Origin of the sequence: Pseudomonas sp. Z3-6 (genome assembly GCF_051131985.1) — a bacterium.
Lineage (GTDB): Bacteria > Pseudomonadota > Gammaproteobacteria > Pseudomonadales > Pseudomonadaceae > Aquipseudomonas > Aquipseudomonas zanjanensis.
Genome location: NZ_CP071644.1, coordinates 2,012,551 through 2,029,176 on the forward strand (window position 1 = coordinate 2,012,551; position 16,626 = coordinate 2,029,176).

Here is a 16,626-nt window from a genome sequence, read left to right on the forward strand (position 1 = left end):
GCTTACCTGATCTTGGGCCTTGGCGGCTTGGCGTTGGTGCCTTGGGCGCGACGAATGGCAGTTTTGGGAAGAGCCGTGCGCCCGCGATCAAATAGTTGGATCGGTATGTGACGAGCGCCGCGCAGCGGCTTAGTATGGCGCTTTCAATTGGCTACAAGGCCTGTTCATGTCGATCGAGATCCGTCCTGCGCAACCCAGCGATGCGCCTCAAATCCTTGCCTTCATCACCGAGTTGGCCGATTACGAAAAAGCCCGCCACGAAGTCATCGCCAGTGTGGCCGACATCGAGCGCAGCCTCTTCAGCGAAGGCGCAACCGCCCACGGGCTGATCTGCCTGCGTGACGGCGTGCCGATCGGTTTCGCGGTGTTTTTCTTCAGCTATTCCACCTGGCTGGGCAGCAACTGCCTGTACCTTGAAGACCTGTACATCACGCCGGAGCAGCGCGGTGGCGGGGCGGGGAAGACGCTGTTGCGCCACCTGGCGAAGATCGCCTGCGACAACGATTGCGGCCGCTTCGAATGGAGCGTGCTGGACTGGAACACGCCGGCCATCGAGTTCTACAAATCCCTCGGCGCGCAACCCCAGGAAGAGTGGGTGCGCTACCGAATGGACGGCAAGGTGCTACGGGATTTCGCTAACGGCAATTGATGCTCATGAGTATGCGTTGGACGCGTATTCGGCGAATCCGGGGCGTTGTTCGAGCCGCTTGCAATAGGCGGCCACCGCTGGATAGTCCGGGCGTTCCATTGGTGTCTGGCGCCAGCGGTGTGCGGACAGACCGATAAGTACGTCCGCAAGGGAAAACGCCGTACCGGCCACGTAGGCGCCGGTGCGGTTCAACTGCTGTTCCAGCAAACCCATCTTCTCGTTCCAGCCTTTGACGCCCGCGGCGATAAGCTGTGGGTCCTGGAAATCCGGGTGTTTGCGCACCAGTCCGTAAAACGCATCGCCCCAGGAAGGATTGAGTTCCGTGGCCTGCCAGTCCATCCACTGCTCGATGCGTGCCCGTGCGGCAGGTTCGACGGGCAGCAGATCGCCGCGCCCATGCTTGCCCACCAGGTAGCGACAAATAGTGTTCGACTCCCAGAGCACACCGTTCTCATCAATGATCACCGGCACCTGGGCATTCGGATTCATGGCCAGGAACGCCGGGTCATGGGTCGAGGCAAAGCCGATGCCCCAGTCTTCGCGCTCGTAGGCGATGTCCAGTTCCTGGCAGGTCCACAGCACTTTTCTGACGTTGATCGAGGAAGTGCGGCCGAGGATTTTCAGCAATTGTCCCATCACTTTTTCCCTGAGTTGTTTAGCGTCCGACCAGAAAACTAGCAGGGTCTTGGACGGATGGCGATTGGCTTTGCGGTTGGCTTATCAAAATCCCAATATATGGGAGTGATATTTATATATTGAGATTTTATCGTCCCCAGGTTTATAGTCCGTTTCACTCACTGCCAAAAAACAAAACAGGTGAAGCGGATGCAGGCGCAATTGATCGCGCTCGATTGGGGGACCACCTCATTACGGGCTTACAAACTCGCAGCCGGTGGCGAGGTGCTCGAGCAGCGTTCGCTGTCGTCGGGGATCATGCAGTTGCCCTCCGGGCCACGAACCGTGGCCGGCCGGGTCTGCATCGACGGTTTCGAGCTGGCCTTCGACGAGGCCTGCGGCGACTGGCTCGATGCTCAACCGGGCTTGCCTGTGATTGCCTGCGGCATGGTGGGCAGTGCTCAGGGCTGGCGCGAAGCGCCTTACTGCGACACACCCGCCAACGTCGCCAATCTCGGACATTCCCTACAAACCGTTCGCAGCCTACGCGGCGTCGATGTGCACATCGTGCCCGGCGTGATCCAGCGTTCACGTTTGCCCAATGTCATGCGCGGCGAAGAAACCCAAGTGCTCGGTGCCTTGCACAGCCTGCCGGATGAAGCGGTGCTGATCGGCCTGCCTGGCAGTCATTCGAAATGGGTGGAAGTGGCCGATGGCTGCATTGTGCATTTCGATACCTTCATGACTGGCGAGATCTTCGCCGTGCTCAGTGACCACAGCATTCTCGGCCGCACCCAGCAACGGGGGACGACCTTCGATGGCGTGGCGTTTGACCGTGGCGTGCAGGTGGCGCTGTCGGTGGACGGTCAGATCGGCCCGTTGTCCACCGTGTTCAGCGCCCGCAGCCTGGGCTTGACCGGCGAGCTGGCGGCCAGTGCCCAGGCGGATTACCTCTCGGGCCTGTTGATCGGCCATGAGCTGGCGGCGCTGGCCGAGGTGCAGCGCCGTCGCCGCGACAGCCTGCACCTGCCGACGGTGGTGCTGATCGGCAACTCCCAACTCTGTGTCCGTTATCAACGGGCCCTCGACGCCTGCGGCTTCGCCCGGGTGGTCCTGGCCGAACAGGCCACCGAACGCGGTTTGTGGCAACTGGCCGTGGCGGCCGGGTTGCTCGATTCCACCGCCCCCTGAACCTGACTGGAGGTCTGACATGCTCACACAAGCACTGGCGCACAACGGGTTGATCGCGATCCTGCGTGGCCTGCGTCCCGAGGAGGCGGCGGCCATCGGCGAGGTCCTGTACAACGCCGGATTTCGTGTCATCGAAGTGCCGCTCAATTCCCCCGAACCGTACGAAAGTATCCGCATCCTGCGCAGTACCTTGCCTGCCGATTGCCTGATCGGTGCCGGCACCGTGCTCACGCCGGAACAGGTCGGGCAGGTGAAAGCCGCCGGCGGCCAAGTGATCGTCATGCCCCACAGTGACCCGAAGGTGCTGCGTGCGGCGAAAGCGGCGGGCTTGTACCTGTCGCCCGGCGTCGCCACGCCCACCGAAGCCTTTGCCGCGTTGGCCGAAGGCGCTCATGTACTGAAGATGTTTCCCGCCGAGCAAATGGGCCCGGCGGTGGTCAAGGCCTGGCTCGCGGTGTTGCCGGCCGGGACCGTGCTGGTGCCGGTGGGCGGGATTACGCCGGACAACATGGCGGTGTTCGTCGAAGCCGGCGTCAAGGGTTTCGGCCTCGGTTCCGGGCTGTTCAAGCCGGGCCTGACAGCGGATGAAGTGGCGGTACGCGCCAAGGCCTACGTGGCCGCATGGAATGCCTTGAACTGAAGATTTTTCCAGCGCCCCGCGCGCTGCATCTGACAAGAGAGACAACAAGATGAAAATTACCAAGCTGACCACGTTTATCGTTCCGCCGCGCTGGTGCTTCCTCAAAGTCGAAACCGACGAGGGCGTGACCGGTTGGGGCGAGCCCGTGGTCGAAGGCCGTGCCCACACGGTGGCGGCGGCTGTCGAGGAATTGTCCGACTACCTGATCGGCAAAGACCCACGCAACATCGAAGACATCTGGACCGTGCTCTATCGCGGCGGCTTCTACCGCGGCGGCGCCATCCACATGAGCGCCCTGGCCGGCATCGACCAGGCGTTGTGGGACATCAAGGGCAAGGCCCTGGGCGTGTCGGTCAGCGATTTGCTGGGCGGCCAGGTGCGGGACAAGATCCGTGTGTATTCGTGGATCGGCGGCGACCGGCCAGCGGACACCGCCCGCGCGGCGAAGGAGGCTGTAGGGCGGGGCTTCACCGCGGTGAAAATGAATGGCACCGAAGAGTTGCAGTTTCTCGACACCTTCGAAAAAGTCGACCTGGCCCTGGCCAACGTGGCGGCGGTGCGCGATGCGGTCGGGCCGAACGTCGGCATTGGCGTGGACTTCCACGGCCGCGTGCACAAGCCGATGGCCAAGGTGCTGATGAAGGAACTCGATCCTTACAAACTGATGTTCATCGAAGAGCCGGTGCTCAGCGAAAACTACGAAGCCCTCAAGGAGCTGGCGCCGCTGACCAGCACCCCGATTGCCCTCGGCGAACGGTTGTTCTCGCGCTGGGACTTCAAGCGCGTACTCAGCGAAGGCTACGTGGACATCATCCAGCCGGATGCGTCCCACGCCGGCGGCATCACCGAAACCCGCAAGATCGCCAACATGGCCGAGGCCTACGACGTGGCGCTGGCGCTGCACTGCCCGCTGGGTCCCATCGCCCTGGCAGCGTGCCTGCAACTGGACGCGGTCTGCTACAACGCGTTCATCCAGGAGCAGAGCCTGGGCATCCACTACAACGAGAGCAACGACCTGCTGGATTACATCAAGGATCCGCAGGTGTTCGACTACGACAAGGGCTTCGTGAAGATCCCGAATGGCCCGGGCCTGGGCATCGAGATCAACGAGGAATACGTCATCGAACGCGCAGCCATCGGCCACCGCTGGCGCAACCCGATCTGGCGCCATGCCGATGGCAGTTTTGCCGAATGGTGAGTGAGTACTGAGGCAACTCGGTTCCCTTGTGGGAGCGGGCTTGCTCGCGAAAGCGGTGTGTCTGCGATACATCCGCTAACTGACACAGTGCCTTCGCGAGCAAGCCCGCTCCCACCCTCAACCTCCTTATGCAGGGGGATTATCCCAACGCTCCCGAATTCCTCAATAAACATAAAAAGAGGCACCTCACATGCAAGCGCACACCCTGAGCGCGCAGGCGTCGTTGGTGACGCCTAGCCGCAAGCGTTTTTTCATCATGGTCCTGCTGTTCATCACCGTGGTGATCAACTACCTGGACCGCAGTAACCTCTCGATTGCCGCCCCCGCGCTAACCAGTGACCTGGGCATCGACCCGATTCATGTCGGACTTATTTTCTCCGCGTTCGGCTGGACCTACGCCGCGATGCAGATTCCCGGCGGCTGGCTGGTGGACCGGGTGCCGCCGCGCATCCTCTACAGCGTGGCGTTGCTGCTGTGGTCGGTGGCGACGGTGATGCTGGGGTTCGTCTCCAGCTTCATCGCGTTGTTCGTGCTGCGCATGGCGGTCGGTGCCCTGGAAGCGCCGGCCTATCCAATCAACAGCCGCGTGGTAACGACCTGGTTTCCCGAGCGTGAGCGGGCCACGGCCATCGGTTTCTACACGTCTGGGCAATTCGTCGGGCTGGCTTTCCTGACCCCGGTATTGGCCTGGCTGCAACACACCTTCGGTTGGCACATGGTGTTTGTCGCCACAGGCGCGGTGGGCATTCTCTGGGCAGTGATCTGGTACGCGGTGTATCGCGAGCCGCGGGATTTCAAAGGCGCCAACGCCGCCGAAATCGAGCTGATCCGCGAAGGCGGCGGGCTGGTGGACATCCAGGCCGAGACTGCCAAGGTCAAGGCCAAGTTCAGCTGGGCCGACCTGGGCATCGTCCTGACCCAACGCAAGTTGTGGGGCATTTACCTGGGGCAGTTCTGCCTCAACTCCACGCTGTGGTTTTTCCTGACGTGGTTTCCGACCTACCTGGTGAAATATCGCGGCATGGACTTCATCAAGTCTGGCTTGCTGGCGTCGTTGCCGTTCCTCGCGGCGTTTGTCGGCGTGCTGTGCTCCGGGTTCTTCTCCGACTGGCTGATTCGCCGCGGCGCCACGGTGGGCTTTGCCCGCAAACTGCCGATCATTGGTGGGCTTTTGATTTCCACGGCGATCATAGGTGCCAACTATGTCGAATCGACGCCGCTGGTGATCGCCTTCCTGGCCCTGGCGTTCTTCGGCAATGGCCTGGCGTCGATCACGTGGTCGCTGGTTTCCACCTTGGCACCGGCGCGATTGCTCGGGTTGACCGGCGGGGTGTTCAACTTCATCGGTAACCTGGCGGCCATCGCCACGCCGATTGTCATTGGCTTCCTCGCCAGCGGCGATTCGTTTGCCCCGGCCATTACCTATATCGCTGTCCTGGCATTGGCTGGCGCGCTGTCCTACATCCTGCTGGTCGGGAAGGTCGAGCGCATCGAGTTGTAGTCCGACGGGGCGGGCGACCATAATGCCGCCCGTTCCCCGCTCACTGTTGAAGGTCGGCTATGCAGCAAGACGATCCAAAAATCACCAAGGACGCCGCGCCTACCGGCACGCAGACATTGCTGCGTGGCCTGGGCGTGGTCCAGGCGGTCGCCAGTGGCGCCCGCGACTTGAAGGAAATCGCCCGGCTGATCGGCACCACCCGCAGCACCACCCATCGCCTGGCCAGTTGCCTGGTGGACGAACGTTACCTGCGCGTGGTGCCGCAAGTGGGTTACCTGCTGGGGCCGAAGTTGATCGAGCTGGGTTTCCAGGCCCGGGAAGAGCTGCCCCTGGTGAGCCTGGCGGGGCCGTACCTGGACGAGCTGTCGGCGCTGACCGGGGACACCGTTCACCTGGCGATTCGCGAGGGCGACGAAGTCTTGTACCTGCTGAAGAATCCGGGGCGCAACGGCCCGGAAATGCGCTCGCGCGTAGGCCATCGCATGCCGTTGGCGCGCACCGGGATCGGCAAGGCGCTGATGCTCGATGATTCGCAGGAACAATGGAAGCGGCTGTACGAAATCAGCCTGCCGGCGGGAGGGAAAAATCAGTTCTGGCCCCAGCATCAGGAGCAATCCTGGGAACAGTTCCAGCAACGGATGGTGGAATACGTGGCGGGGGGCTATGCCTTCGACCTGGAAGACAACGAGCCGTCGATTCGCTGTGTGGCGGCGCCGATTCGAGACGCGGGCAAGCGCATCGTCGCTGGTATCAGCATCGCCAGCACCGTGCCGTACATGCCGCTGGAAAAGATGGCCGAGCTGATTCCCCTGGTCAAAGGGGTCACAGCCCGGCTGTCGGCAGAGCTGGGCGCCAAGGTCTGACGAGCGTCAGGCCTTGAGCGTCGCCATGTCGATGACGAAGCGGTACTTCACGTCCCCGGCGATCATGCGGCTGTAGGCCTCGTTGATCTGGCGGATGTCGAGCATTTCAATGTCGCAACTGATGTCGTGCTCGGCGCAGAAATCCAGCATTTCCTGGGTTTCTGCGATACCGCCGATCAGCGAGCCGGCCAGCACTCGGCGACCCATGATCAGTTTTGCCGCGTGTACCGGTGGGTCGACCGGCTCGACCAGGCCCACGATGATGTGTACACCGTCGAAATGCAGCGTGTCGAGGTAGGGGTTGAGGTCGTGCTGCACCGGAATGGTGTCCAGCAGGAAATTGAAGCGTCCGGCGGCAGCCGCCATCTGTTCGGCGTCGGTTGACACGATCACATGGTCCGCGCCCTGACGACGGGCTTCTTCAGCCTTGCTCGCCGAGCGGGTGAACAACGTCACTTCTGCGCCCATGGCCTTGGCGAACTTGATGCCCATGTGGCCCAGGCCGCCCATGCCCAGCACGCCGACCTTGTCGCCAGCCTTCACGCCGTAGTGTTTGAGGGGCGAATAGGTGGTGATGCCGGCGCACAGCAGCGGCGCGGCGCTGGCCGGGTCGAGTGTTTGCGGGATGCGCAGCACAAAGTGCTCGCTGACCACGATGCTGTCGGAATAACCGCCCATGGTGTGGCCACCACTGACGCGGTCCGGGCTGGCGTAGGTCTGGGTCATGCCTTCGAAGCAGTATTGCTCCAAGTCCGCCCGGCACGCTTCGCACTCGCGGCAGGAGTCGACCATACAGCCCACACCGACCAAGTCGCCGACTTTGTGAGCGGTAACATTCGCACCGACGGCGGTGACTTTTCCGATGATTTCGTGGCCGGGCATCAGCGGGTAGACGGCAATGCCCCATTCATTGCGGGCCTGGTGGATGTCGGAGTGGCAGACCCCGCAGTAGAGAATATCGATCGCCACATCGTCGGCTCGCGGGCTGCGACGCTCGAACTTCATGGGGGCGAGGGGAGTGGTGGCTGATTGGGCGGCATAGCCGATGGCTGTGTACATGATGGACCTCGCTAAGCAGTGAACGGTGAGGGAATCCATTCTGGGAGTCATGGCGGTAGGCGGCGATGGCGATTCCTCCGCCTGTCATGCCTAATCCTCCGGCATTGGCCAGGATTTGATTCCATGTGACGCCAGACCTGCGATGATGGTTTCATCCCATTTTTCGTGAAGTTTTTGCCCATGTTGTTGACCCGCCATCTCGACGCCAATGCCACGCTGGTTTCACTGATAGAACCCTTGGCGACCCGCGACGGTTTCGTCCCAACGAGACTGCCTGGCGTGCACGCGCTGCGTGCCAGCCAGGATGTCGCTCGTGGCCCGCAGCTCTACGAACCGAGCCTGGTGATCATCGCCCAAGGCAGCAAACTGGCCTACCTGGGGCCACGCACAATGGAATATGGCGCCGGGCATTATCTGATCCAGGCCTTGCCGGTGCCGTTCGAATGCGAAACCTACGCCATGCCCAATGCTCCGCTGTATGGCGTTTCCGTTGCGATCGACCGGGCGATGTTGGGGGAGTTGGTGCTTTCCATGGGGTTGATGCCAGGTCGGAATCTACCGCCCCAGACACCGGAATCCATGACCTGCGCTGTGCTCGATGACGCCATGCGTGGGTGTGTCGAGCGCTTGTTGCGCTGCCTGCACGATCCGCTGGAATGCCAGGTCATGGGCCAGGCGCGGTTGCGGGAGTTGCTGTTCGTCGCGTTGCGCGGTCCCCAGGCTGATGTGCTGCGGGCGCTGGTGGAGCAGCAAGGCCAGTTCGCCCGGATTGCCGCGGCCCTGAGCCATCTGCATGCGCATTTCACCGAACCACTGAACGTCGAGACCTTGGCCAGTTGCGCGAACATGAGCGCTTCGACCTTCCATGAGCATTTCAAGCGCAGCACCTTGCTGTCGCCGGTGCAGTATCTCAAGCGGTTGCGCCTGCTCAAGGCCCAGCGCCTGCTGATGTGCGAGGGCATGAGTGTGGCCCATGTCGCGCACCAGGTGGGGTATCAGAGCCCGTCGCAATTCAGTCGCGAATACAAGCGCTACTTCGAGCGCAATCCCGGGGAAGAGCGCGCGGCCTGATCCACTCAGGATCCCTGTGGGAGCGGGCTTGCTCGCGAAAGCGGCGTATCTGCCAGTATTTTTGTTGACTGACACACCGCTTTCGCGAGCAAGCCCGCTCCCACATTTCGACTGTTGTGTTGCTTGAATCGGGGGCAACAAAAAGGCCCCCATTGCGGGAGCCTCGATGTTCGGCGTGTCGGCTTACATGTTCGGGTAAGTCGGCCCGCCAGCGCCTTCCGGCGATACCCAGGTGATGTTCTGCGCAGGATCCTTGATGTCGCAGGTCTTGCAGTGGACGCAGTTCTGGGCGTTGATCTGGAAGCGCTTCTCGCCGTCTTCGTTGGTCACCACTTCGTACACGCCTGCCGGGCAGTAGCGCTGGGCCGGTTCGTCGTACAGCGGCAGGTTCTTGCTGATCGGGATGCTCGGGTCGGTCAGCTTCAGGTGGCAGGGTTGTTCTTCTTCGTGGTTGGTACCGGAGATGAACACCGAGCTGAGTTTGTCGAAGCTGATCTTGCCGTCTGGTTTCGGGTAGTCGATCTTCTTGCAATCGGCCGCCAGTTTCAGGCACGCGTAGTCGGGCTTGTTGTCATGCAGGGTGAACGGAATCTTGCCGCCGAAGATGTTCTGGTCGAGCCAGTTGAAGCCGCCACCGATGATTGCGCCGTATTTGTGGATCGCCGCACCGAAGTTGCGGCTGGCGAACAGTTCTTCGTACAGCCAGCTGTTCTTGAAGCTGTCGACGTAGGCGGTCAGTTCATCACCGCCTTCGGACTCGGCGAACAGGCGATCAGCCACGGCCTCGGCGGCGAGCATGCCGGATTTCATGGCGGTGTGGCTGCCCTTGATCTTGGCGAAGTTCAGGGTGCCGAGGTCGCAACCGATCAGCGCACCGCCCTTGAAGACCATTTTTGGCAGCGAGTTCAGGCCGCCCTTGCAGATGGCGCGGGCGCCGTAGCTGACGCGCTTGCCGCCTTCCAGGTACTGCTTGAGCACCGGGTGGTGCTTGAGGCGCTGGAACTCGTCGAACGGCGACAGGAAGGTGTTGCTGTAGGACAGGTCGATAATCAGGCCGACAACTACCTGGTTGTTTTCCAGGTGATAGAGGAATGATCCGCCGGTGTTCTCGGTGCCCATGATGTCTAGCGGCCAGCCAGCAGTGTGCACCACTAGGCCGGGTTGATGCTTGGCCGGGTCGATTTCCCAGATTTCCTTCAAGCCAATGCCGTAGTGCTGGGCGTCGGCCTCGCTGTCCAGGTTGAAGCGCTTGATCAGTTGCTTGCCGATGTGACCACGGCAGCCTTCGGCGAATAGCGTGTATTTGCCACGCAATTCCATGCCGGGGGTGTAGAGGCCTTCCTTTGGATTGCCTTCGCGGTCGACACCCAAGTCGCCGGTGATGATGCCGCGAACCACGCCGTTTTCGTCGAACAGCGCTTCCTGGGCGGCGAAGCCCGGGTAGATTTCCACGCCCAGGTTCTCGGCTTGCTGGGCCAGCCAGCGGCACAGGTTGCCCAGGGAAATAATATAGTTGCCTTCGTTGTGCATGGTCTTGGGCACAAAGAAGTCAGGGATTTTGCTCGCGGCCTCGGCGTTTCTCAGGACATAAATGTCATCGCGTACGACAGGCGTGTTCAACGGTGCGCCGAGTTCTTTCCAGTCCGGGAACAGCTCATTCAAGGCGCGGGGCTCGAACACCGCGCCGGAGAGGATGTGCGCGCCGACTTCGGAACCTTTTTCGACCACGCAGACGCTGATTTCCTTACCGGCTTCGGCGGCCTTCTGTTTCAGTCGGCAAGCGGCAGACAGGCCAGCGGGGCCGGCACCGACGATGACCACGTCGAATTCCATGTATTCGCGTTCCACAGGCTATCTCCTACTCAAGGCTCACAGTTTTTCTAATTGGAGGTTTGGCGTTGCATCCGTTGTTTCCTTCGCGAAAAGCGACGAAAGCGGCAATGGATGAAACGCGGGTCTCTCTTAAGCGGCGCATTATATCTACACCACTCTCAGGGTCCAATACAAACGTTTGTTTGAAATTGCCGCAGCCCAGATAAATCACTGACGTACGGCTTATGACTGACCATTTTGCCGTATTGACCGGAATAGGCGTTCCGGTCAAGATACGGGCGGTTTTGCGCTCGCCGTAGGCTGACTGTTGGTTCCAAGAGCACCTCTAAAGACAGGGCGAAGGCAGCACAAAGTGACGTATTGCGCGGTTCCGAGGCGCAGTTTACACGCCGCGATAATGAATGACTCCTCGGTCATCACTGACGAATGGTCTTCACTCCCGTGAGCTGGGTCATGTGTGGTTCATGCCGGCGTTTTTAGAGGTGCCCTTGCGCCCATGAGCATCAACCGCCAGGTTCGCCTAGGCGACTTTTTTTCACCGGAGAGTAACGAGGAATCCATGAAGGTTCTTGTAGCTGTCAAACGAGTGGTCGACTATAACGTCAAGGTTCGCGTCAAGGCGGACAACTCCGGCGTCGACCTCGCCAACGTCAAGATGTCGATGAACCCCTTCTGCGAAATCGCCGTGGAAGAAGCCGTCCGCCTGAAAGAGAAAGGCGTGGCAACGGAAATCGTCGTCGTCTCCATCGGCCCGACCACCGCCCAGGAACAACTGCGCACCGCGCTGGCCCTGGGTGCCGATCGCGCCATCCTCGTCGAATCCGCCGAAGACCTGACTTCCCTGGCCGTGGCCAAGCTGCTCAAGGCCGTTGTCGACAAGGAACAGCCATCGCTGGTGATCCTCGGCAAACAGGCCATCGACAGCGACAACAACCAGACCGGCCAGATGCTCGCGGCATTGAGCGGCTACGGTCAGGGCACCTTCGCTTCGAAAGTCGAAGTGTCCGGCGACAGCGTTGCCGTGACCCGCGAGATCGACGGCGGCGCGCAGACCGTTTCCCTGAAACTGCCGGCCATCGTCACCACCGACCTGCGTCTGAACGAGCCGCGTTATGCGTCGTTGCCAAACATCATGAAAGCCAAGAAGAAGCCGCTTGAAGTGCTGACTCCGGATGCTTTGGGTGTTTCCACCGCCTCCACCAACAAGACCGTCAAAGTCGAAGCGCCGGCTGCACGCAGCGCGGGCATCAAGGTCAAGTCGGTGGCTGAACTGGTCGAGAAACTGAAAAACGAAGCGAAGGTAATCTGACTATGACTATCTTGGTAATCGCCGAACACGATAACAAAGCGTTGGCTCCGGCCACGTTGAACACCGTTGCTGCCGCTGCCAAAATCGGTGGTGACGTGCACGTTCTGGTGGCCGGGCAGGGCGCAAGCGCCGTTGCCGAAGCCGCTGCGAAAATCGCTGGCGTGGCAAAGGTGCTGTCGGCCGACAACGCCGCCTACGCTCACCAGTTGCCGGAAAACGTTGCGCCATTGGTTGCCGAGCTAGGCAAGGGCTACAGCCACATCCTGGCTGCCGCCACCTCGAACGGCAAAAACATCCTGCCGCGCGTTGCTGCCGCACTGGACGTCGACCAGATCTCCGAGATCATCTCGGTAGAAAGCGCTGACACCTTCAAGCGTCCGATCTACGCCGGCAACGCCATTGCCACCGTGCAATCGACCGCTGCGATCAAGGTCATCACCGTCCGTGCCACCGGTTTCGACCCGGTTGCCGCCGAAGGTGGCTCGGCTGCCGTTGAAGCCGTAGGCGCTGCTCACGACGCCGGCATCTCCAGCTTCGTCAACGAAGAACTGGCCAAGTCCGACCGTCCTGAACTGACCGCTGCCAAGATCGTCGTTTCCGGCGGTCGCGGCATGCAGAACGGTGACAACTTCAAGCACCTCTACGCCCTGGCCGACAAGCTGGGCGCCGCCGTCGGTGCTTCCCGCGCCGCGGTCGACGCCGGTTTCGTGCCGAACGACATGCAGGTCGGCCAGACCGGCAAGATCGTTGCGCCACAGCTGTACATCGCCGTCGGTATCTCTGGCGCGATCCAGCACCTGGCCGGCATGAAAGATTCCAAGGTGATCGTTGCGATCAACAAGGATGAAGAAGCGCCGATCTTCCAGGTGGCTGACTACGGCTTGGTAGCGGACTTGTTCGAAGCCATCCCTGAGCTGGAGAAGCTGGTCTAATCCGGCGTCTTCACTTATAAAGAGCCCGGCCCTTTGGCCGGGCTTTTTATTTTCCGCATCAGAGGAGCTTATCGCCATGGATCTGCGTCGCTTGACCGGCTGGTGGTTGCTGTGGGCGTTGGCGTTCGTGCCGGGCCTGTCTTTCGCCGCCGGCAAATGTGAACGACTGATCGCCACCGGCAGCCCGGACGCACCGCCTTACCTCTGGCAAGACCCTCAAGACCCCAAGCACCTGATCGGTGCCGGTGCCGATCTGCTGGCGCACGTCGCGGCGGAGCTGGGGATCAAGATCGAACTGCTGTATGCCGGCAAGCGCGCCCAGGCGTTGGACGAAGTGCGCAGTGGGCGCATGGACCTGCTCACCGACGCTCCGCTGACCCCCACCGGGCTTGACGCGCTGGATTACGTTCATCCGCCCTTGCTGGAAAACGATTACCTGGTCTGGACACGCAAGGACTCGAGCCTGGTCATCAACCAGCCCGAAGATCTTCACGGTCACTCCGGCGCCTTGTCGGAAAAGTCTCGCATGACCCAAGGATTTGGCGTCTTTGCCGAGCAGAAATTATCCCTGGTGCGCACGCCCAACCTGACCCAGGCCTTTCAGAAATTGCTGCTGGGAGAGGTGGAATATGTCCTGGCAGGGCGCTATTCGGGCCTGGCGATGGCGCAGACACTGGGGATGGCCAGCGACCTGCAAGCCGTATCGCAACCGGTGGACAAGCCCGGGCTGTTCCTCGCGGTTTCCCATAACTCCGCCTGCAATGACCCATGGTTACGCGGACAGCTGGCGCAAAAGATGACAGAATTGGCCGCGTCCGGTCTGACAGAGGCTGTGTTGCAGCGCAATCTCGAGCGTTGGAACACACAGTTGCAGCCACCTGTCAGTGCCCCCAAACAGTAGGGAACATTAGTGACTATTCGACCTCTTTTCGCTGCCCTGGCCGTTCTGGCTCTGGCGGGCTGCGCAGCCGATCCGGCGCCGAATGAACAGATCCGCCTGACCGAACAGGCATTGAAGCAAGCCCGGGCCGTTGGCGCCACTGTCGACGAAGTGCCCGAATTGAAACTGGCTGAAGAGAAATTCGCCCGCGCCAAATCCAATATGGCAGACGAATCCTACAAGAAGGCGCGCATGCGGGCCGAACAGGCTGAGCTCGACGCCCGACTGGCCGAAGCGAAGGTGCTGACCCTCAAGAGCCAGGAGCAACTGAACGTGCTCGACACCCGCATCAAGCGCTTGCGCAAACAATTGAGGGAGGATGCCCAATGAAGCACTCCCACGTATTGGGCGGCCTGGTCCTCGCCAGCCTTGCCAGCTTGTATGGCTGTGCCGGCCAGCGCAGCGAAGCGGCGCTCGAACAGGCCAGCACCGATTTCCAGAAGGTCAAGGAAGACGCCAACGTATTGCGTGCCGCGCCCCGGGATGTGATCCGCGCTGGCGAGTCCCTGGCCCGTGCCGATCGCCTGTCCAGCTACTGGGGCAGCGGTCAGGATGTGCAGCATTACGCCTACCTGAGCCAGCGCTACAGTGCGATCGCCCGGGAGCACAGCAACCAGGTGCTCAACGAAGAGCGCGCGGCGAAGCTCGAGCTGGAGCGCCAGCGCCTGCAGTTGGCCTTGCGTGAGTCCAAATTGTTGAGCGTGCAGCAGCAGGGCAAATGGCTCGAAGAACAGATCATGGCGATGGCGACCACCCAGACCGATCGCGGCTTGGTGATGACCTTGGGTGACGTGCTGTTCGACACCGGCGAAGCGGAACTGAAAAACTCGGCCAACCGGGTCGTGCTCAAGATCGTGCAGTTCTTGCAGCTCAACCCCAAGCGCGTGGTGCGTATCGAGGGGTACACCGACAGCACCGGCGGCAAGCAGGAAAACCTCAAGCTGTCCCGCGACCGCGCACAGTCGGTGGCGGATGTGCTGGTGGACTTGGGGATTGATGAAAAACGCATCCAGGTCGAAGGCTACGGTGATGAGTATCCGGTGGACGTCAACGCTTCCGAGCGTGGCCGGGCACAGAACCGTCGCGTGGAAATTGTGTTCTCCGACGAAAAAGGCCAGCTCGGCGCCGCCCGCTAAGGGCTGCGTCACTGGAAAACCCGGCCCCTGTAAAAGGCGCCGGGTTTTTTTGGCCCTGCAATCGATGCAGGATGAGTACAGTTAGAGCTGTCACTCCACTGTACTGTCGAGTAATCTGGCAACTGTCCCAGTACACTTCTAAACTGTTCCGGTATCGTTTCCGACAAGAATAAAATGCCCGTGAAATCGAGTGCTGCGTCATGACCAACCTCCTGCTCTATCAACGTATTGCTCAACAGCTGGCTGAAGACATCCGACGCGGTGTGTATCAGCCTGGTGAACGCGTGCCTTCGGTGCGCAAGATGAGCTCGCAGCTCAACGTCAGCCACGCCACGGTGCTGCAGGCCTATGCGAACCTTGAAGACCAGGGGTTGATTCGCGCACGGCCGCAATCGGGCTACTACGTTCACCAGACGCCGGCCCTGACCGCACCGACGCCGGACATTGCCCGGGTTGAGCGTCCGGGGCTGGTGACGCGCAGCAGCATCATCCAGCAGGTATTGGTCGAGTCGCGCCGCGAAGGGGTATTCCCCCTGGGCGCGGCGGTGCCGAGCGTCGACTATCTGCCGGTTCGGGCCTTGCATCAGCAATTGGCCAAGGTCACGCGCTTCCACAGCCCGAGGGCGTTCAGCTACATGTTCAGCCCAGGCTTCGAGCCGTTGCGGCGCCAAGTGGCGATTCGCATGCGCGATGCCGGTGTCGTGGTGGACCCTTCCGAAGTGGTGATCACCCACGGTTGCGTCGATGCGCTACAGATGTCCTTGCGGGTGCTGACGCGGCCGGGGGACTTGATCGCTGCCGAGTCGCCGACCTACTACGGTTTGCTGCAACTGGCGGATCTGTTGGGCCTGAAGGTCATCGAGATTCCCAGCGACCCGGTTACCGGGATGAGCCTGGAGGCCTTGCAGTTGGCGGCCAACCAGTGGTCGATCAAGGCGTTGGTGCTGACCACGCGCCTGAGCAATCCCCTCGGCGGCACCATGCCCGAAGAGCGGCAAAAGCAGTTGCTGCGCCTGGCGTCGGACTTCGATATCCAGATCGTCGAGGACGATATCTATGGCGAGCTGATGTTCGAGCAGGGGCGCACCAAGGCCCTCAAGGCCTACGACCGACTGGATCGGGTCATCTACTGTTCGAGTTTTTCCAAGACATTGTCACCGGGCGTGCGCATCGGCTGGATGATCGCGGGGAAATTCCAGCAGGAAATACAGCGGCTCCAGACCTTCAGCACGCACTCGGCATGCAGCGTCACGCAAATGGGCATCGCCGCGTACCTGGAAAACGGCGGCTATGACCGACATTTGCGCTATATCCGCCAGGAGTACCGCAAGAACCTCAGCGCTTTCCAACTGGCGGTGCAACAGTATTTCCCCGAAGGCACGCAAATGAGCCGCCCCACTGGCGGGTTCATCCTGTGGGTCAGTCTACCGGGGCGGGTCAATACCCAGGAATTGCATGTGCGGGCGTTGCAACAAGGCATCAGCATCGCGCCAGGGCTTATCTTCAGCAACACCGAGCAGTTCAACCACTGCATTCGCTTGAACTGCGGCACACCCTGGAACCGCGAGGCAGAGCGGGCCCTGATGACGCTGGGATTGTTGGCGACACAATTGTGCCAAGAGACGGCCAACGGGTTCCTATAGAAATCAGCGGCTTAGCTTGATGTGCTTGTCAGCGCCTGATTATCAG

At 61.1% G+C, this 16,626-nt stretch carries 16 protein-coding genes; 13 read left to right on the forward strand and 3 right to left on the reverse strand.

What is annotated here, in order from left to right:
- Nucleotides 1-166 precede the first annotated feature (166 nt).
- The gene (locus J3P88_RS09165) at nucleotides 167-649 is read left to right on the forward strand and encodes a GNAT family N-acetyltransferase (RefSeq protein ID WP_014339485.1); all 483 of its coding nucleotides are present in this window, start codon (nucleotides 167-169) and stop codon (nucleotides 647-649) included.
- A 3-nt stretch (nucleotides 650-652) separates the two neighbouring features.
- Here J3P88_RS09165 and J3P88_RS09170 read toward each other — a convergent pair whose 3' ends face one another.
- A complete protein-coding gene (locus tag J3P88_RS09170; RefSeq protein ID WP_434574785.1) occupies nucleotides 653-1,285 on the reverse strand; it encodes a glutathione S-transferase family protein in 633 nt (210 codons plus the stop codon).
- A 189-nt stretch (nucleotides 1,286-1,474) separates the two neighbouring features.
- Here J3P88_RS09170 and J3P88_RS09175 point away from each other — a divergent pair, with 189 nt between their 5' ends.
- From J3P88_RS09175 to J3P88_RS09195, 5 genes are all read left to right on the forward strand, one after another.
- Entirely contained in the window at nucleotides 1,475-2,455 is a 981-nt protein-coding gene (locus J3P88_RS09175) for a 2-dehydro-3-deoxygalactonokinase (protein ID WP_434574786.1), read from the forward strand.
- A gap of 19 nt (nucleotides 2,456-2,474) precedes the next feature.
- On the forward strand, nucleotides 2,475-3,095 hold the full coding sequence (locus J3P88_RS09180; protein WP_434574788.1) for a 2-dehydro-3-deoxy-6-phosphogalactonate aldolase: 621 nt from the start codon (nucleotides 2,475-2,477) through the stop codon (nucleotides 3,093-3,095).
- 49 nt (nucleotides 3,096-3,144) lie between these two features.
- A complete protein-coding gene (gene dgoD, locus J3P88_RS09185; protein ID WP_186707213.1) occupies nucleotides 3,145-4,293 on the forward strand; it encodes a galactonate dehydratase in 1,149 nt (382 codons plus the stop codon).
- A 190-nt stretch (nucleotides 4,294-4,483) separates the two neighbouring features.
- Nucleotides 4,484-5,794, forward strand: a complete 1,311-nt coding sequence (locus J3P88_RS09190; protein ID WP_186707214.1) for an MFS transporter — start codon at nucleotides 4,484-4,486, stop codon at nucleotides 5,792-5,794.
- 59 nt (nucleotides 5,795-5,853) lie between these two features.
- The gene (locus tag J3P88_RS09195; protein ID WP_013693986.1) at nucleotides 5,854-6,657 is read left to right on the forward strand and encodes an IclR family transcriptional regulator; all 804 of its coding nucleotides are present in this window, start codon (nucleotides 5,854-5,856) and stop codon (nucleotides 6,655-6,657) included.
- 6 nt (nucleotides 6,658-6,663) lie between these two features.
- Here the strand turns inward: J3P88_RS09195 and J3P88_RS09200 are convergent, their stop codons facing one another.
- Complete coding sequence (locus J3P88_RS09200; RefSeq protein WP_434574791.1) at nucleotides 6,664-7,716, reverse strand: NAD(P)-dependent alcohol dehydrogenase; 1,053 nt, start codon at nucleotides 7,714-7,716, stop codon at nucleotides 6,664-6,666.
- A 180-nt stretch (nucleotides 7,717-7,896) separates the two neighbouring features.
- Between J3P88_RS09200 and J3P88_RS09205 the strand changes: the two genes are divergently transcribed.
- The gene (locus J3P88_RS09205) at nucleotides 7,897-8,787 is read left to right on the forward strand and encodes an AraC family transcriptional regulator (protein WP_186730202.1); all 891 of its coding nucleotides are present in this window, start codon (nucleotides 7,897-7,899) and stop codon (nucleotides 8,785-8,787) included.
- Between the two features lie 183 nt (nucleotides 8,788-8,970).
- On the opposite strand, the gene J3P88_RS09210 is transcribed toward J3P88_RS09205, so the two are convergent.
- Nucleotides 8,971-10,635 carry an electron transfer flavoprotein-ubiquinone oxidoreductase gene (locus J3P88_RS09210; protein ID WP_434574793.1) on the reverse strand — a complete coding sequence of 555 codons (1,665 nt, stop codon included), beginning with the start codon at nucleotides 10,633-10,635 and terminating at the stop codon, nucleotides 8,971-8,973.
- Between the two features lie 544 nt (nucleotides 10,636-11,179).
- Between J3P88_RS09210 and J3P88_RS09215 the strand changes: the two genes are divergently transcribed.
- The 6 genes from J3P88_RS09215 (at nucleotide 11,180) to J3P88_RS09240 (ending at nucleotide 16,580) form a co-directional block, all read left to right on the forward strand.
- Entirely contained in the window at nucleotides 11,180-11,929 is a 750-nt protein-coding gene (locus J3P88_RS09215) for an electron transfer flavoprotein subunit beta/FixA family protein (protein WP_003179445.1), read from the forward strand.
- Between the two features lie 2 nt (nucleotides 11,930-11,931).
- On the forward strand, nucleotides 11,932-12,861 hold the full coding sequence (locus tag J3P88_RS09220; RefSeq protein ID WP_053123770.1) for an electron transfer flavoprotein subunit alpha/FixB family protein: 930 nt from the start codon (nucleotides 11,932-11,934) through the stop codon (nucleotides 12,859-12,861).
- A 76-nt stretch (nucleotides 12,862-12,937) separates the two neighbouring features.
- Complete coding sequence (locus tag J3P88_RS09225) at nucleotides 12,938-13,762, forward strand: substrate-binding periplasmic protein (protein ID WP_434574796.1); 825 nt, start codon at nucleotides 12,938-12,940, stop codon at nucleotides 13,760-13,762.
- 9 nt (nucleotides 13,763-13,771) lie between these two features.
- On the forward strand, nucleotides 13,772-14,131 hold the full coding sequence (locus tag J3P88_RS09230) for a DUF4398 domain-containing protein (protein WP_186707219.1): 360 nt from the start codon (nucleotides 13,772-13,774) through the stop codon (nucleotides 14,129-14,131).
- Entirely contained in the window at nucleotides 14,128-14,937 is an 810-nt protein-coding gene (locus tag J3P88_RS09235) for an OmpA family protein (protein WP_186707220.1), read from the forward strand. The genes J3P88_RS09230 and J3P88_RS09235 overlap by 4 nt, the downstream gene beginning before the upstream one ends.
- 200 nt (nucleotides 14,938-15,137) lie before the next feature.
- Nucleotides 15,138-16,580: a PLP-dependent aminotransferase family protein gene (locus J3P88_RS09240; protein WP_014339472.1), complete on the forward strand. Its 1,443-nt coding sequence runs from the start codon at nucleotides 15,138-15,140 to the stop codon at nucleotides 16,578-16,580.
- Nucleotides 16,581-16,626: the final 46 nt, after the last annotated feature.

Bases quoted from the DNA above. Each gene is read 5' to 3' on its own strand.
- J3P88_RS09165 (WP_014339485.1), top strand. From the start codon at position 167: ATGTCGATCGAGATCCGTCCTGCGCAACCCAGCGATGCGCCTCAAATC.
- J3P88_RS09205 (WP_186730202.1), top strand. From the start codon at position 7,897: ATGTTGTTGACCCGCCATCTCGACGCCAATGCCACGCTGGTTTCACTG.
- J3P88_RS09180 (WP_434574788.1), top strand. From the start codon at position 2,475: ATGCTCACACAAGCACTGGCGCACAACGGGTTGATCGCGATCCTGCGT.
- dgoD (WP_186707213.1), top strand. From the start codon at position 3,145: ATGAAAATTACCAAGCTGACCACGTTTATCGTTCCGCCGCGCTGGTGC.
- J3P88_RS09240 (WP_014339472.1), top strand. From the start codon at position 15,138: ATGACCAACCTCCTGCTCTATCAACGTATTGCTCAACAGCTGGCTGAA.
- J3P88_RS09170 (WP_434574785.1), bottom strand. From the start codon at position 1,285: ATGGGACAATTGCTGAAAATCCTCGGCCGCACTTCCTCGATCAACGTC.
- J3P88_RS09195 (WP_013693986.1), top strand. From the start codon at position 5,854: ATGCAGCAAGACGATCCAAAAATCACCAAGGACGCCGCGCCTACCGGC.
- J3P88_RS09235 (WP_186707220.1), top strand. From the start codon at position 14,128: ATGAAGCACTCCCACGTATTGGGCGGCCTGGTCCTCGCCAGCCTTGCC.
- J3P88_RS09225 (WP_434574796.1), top strand. From the start codon at position 12,938: ATGGATCTGCGTCGCTTGACCGGCTGGTGGTTGCTGTGGGCGTTGGCG.
- J3P88_RS09190 (WP_186707214.1), top strand. From the start codon at position 4,484: ATGCAAGCGCACACCCTGAGCGCGCAGGCGTCGTTGGTGACGCCTAGC.
- J3P88_RS09215 (WP_003179445.1), top strand. From the start codon at position 11,180: ATGAAGGTTCTTGTAGCTGTCAAACGAGTGGTCGACTATAACGTCAAG.
- J3P88_RS09175 (WP_434574786.1), top strand. From the start codon at position 1,475: ATGCAGGCGCAATTGATCGCGCTCGATTGGGGGACCACCTCATTACGG.
- J3P88_RS09220 (WP_053123770.1), top strand. From the start codon at position 11,932: ATGACTATCTTGGTAATCGCCGAACACGATAACAAAGCGTTGGCTCCG.
- J3P88_RS09200 (WP_434574791.1), bottom strand. From the start codon at position 7,716: ATGTACACAGCCATCGGCTATGCCGCCCAATCAGCCACCACTCCCCTC.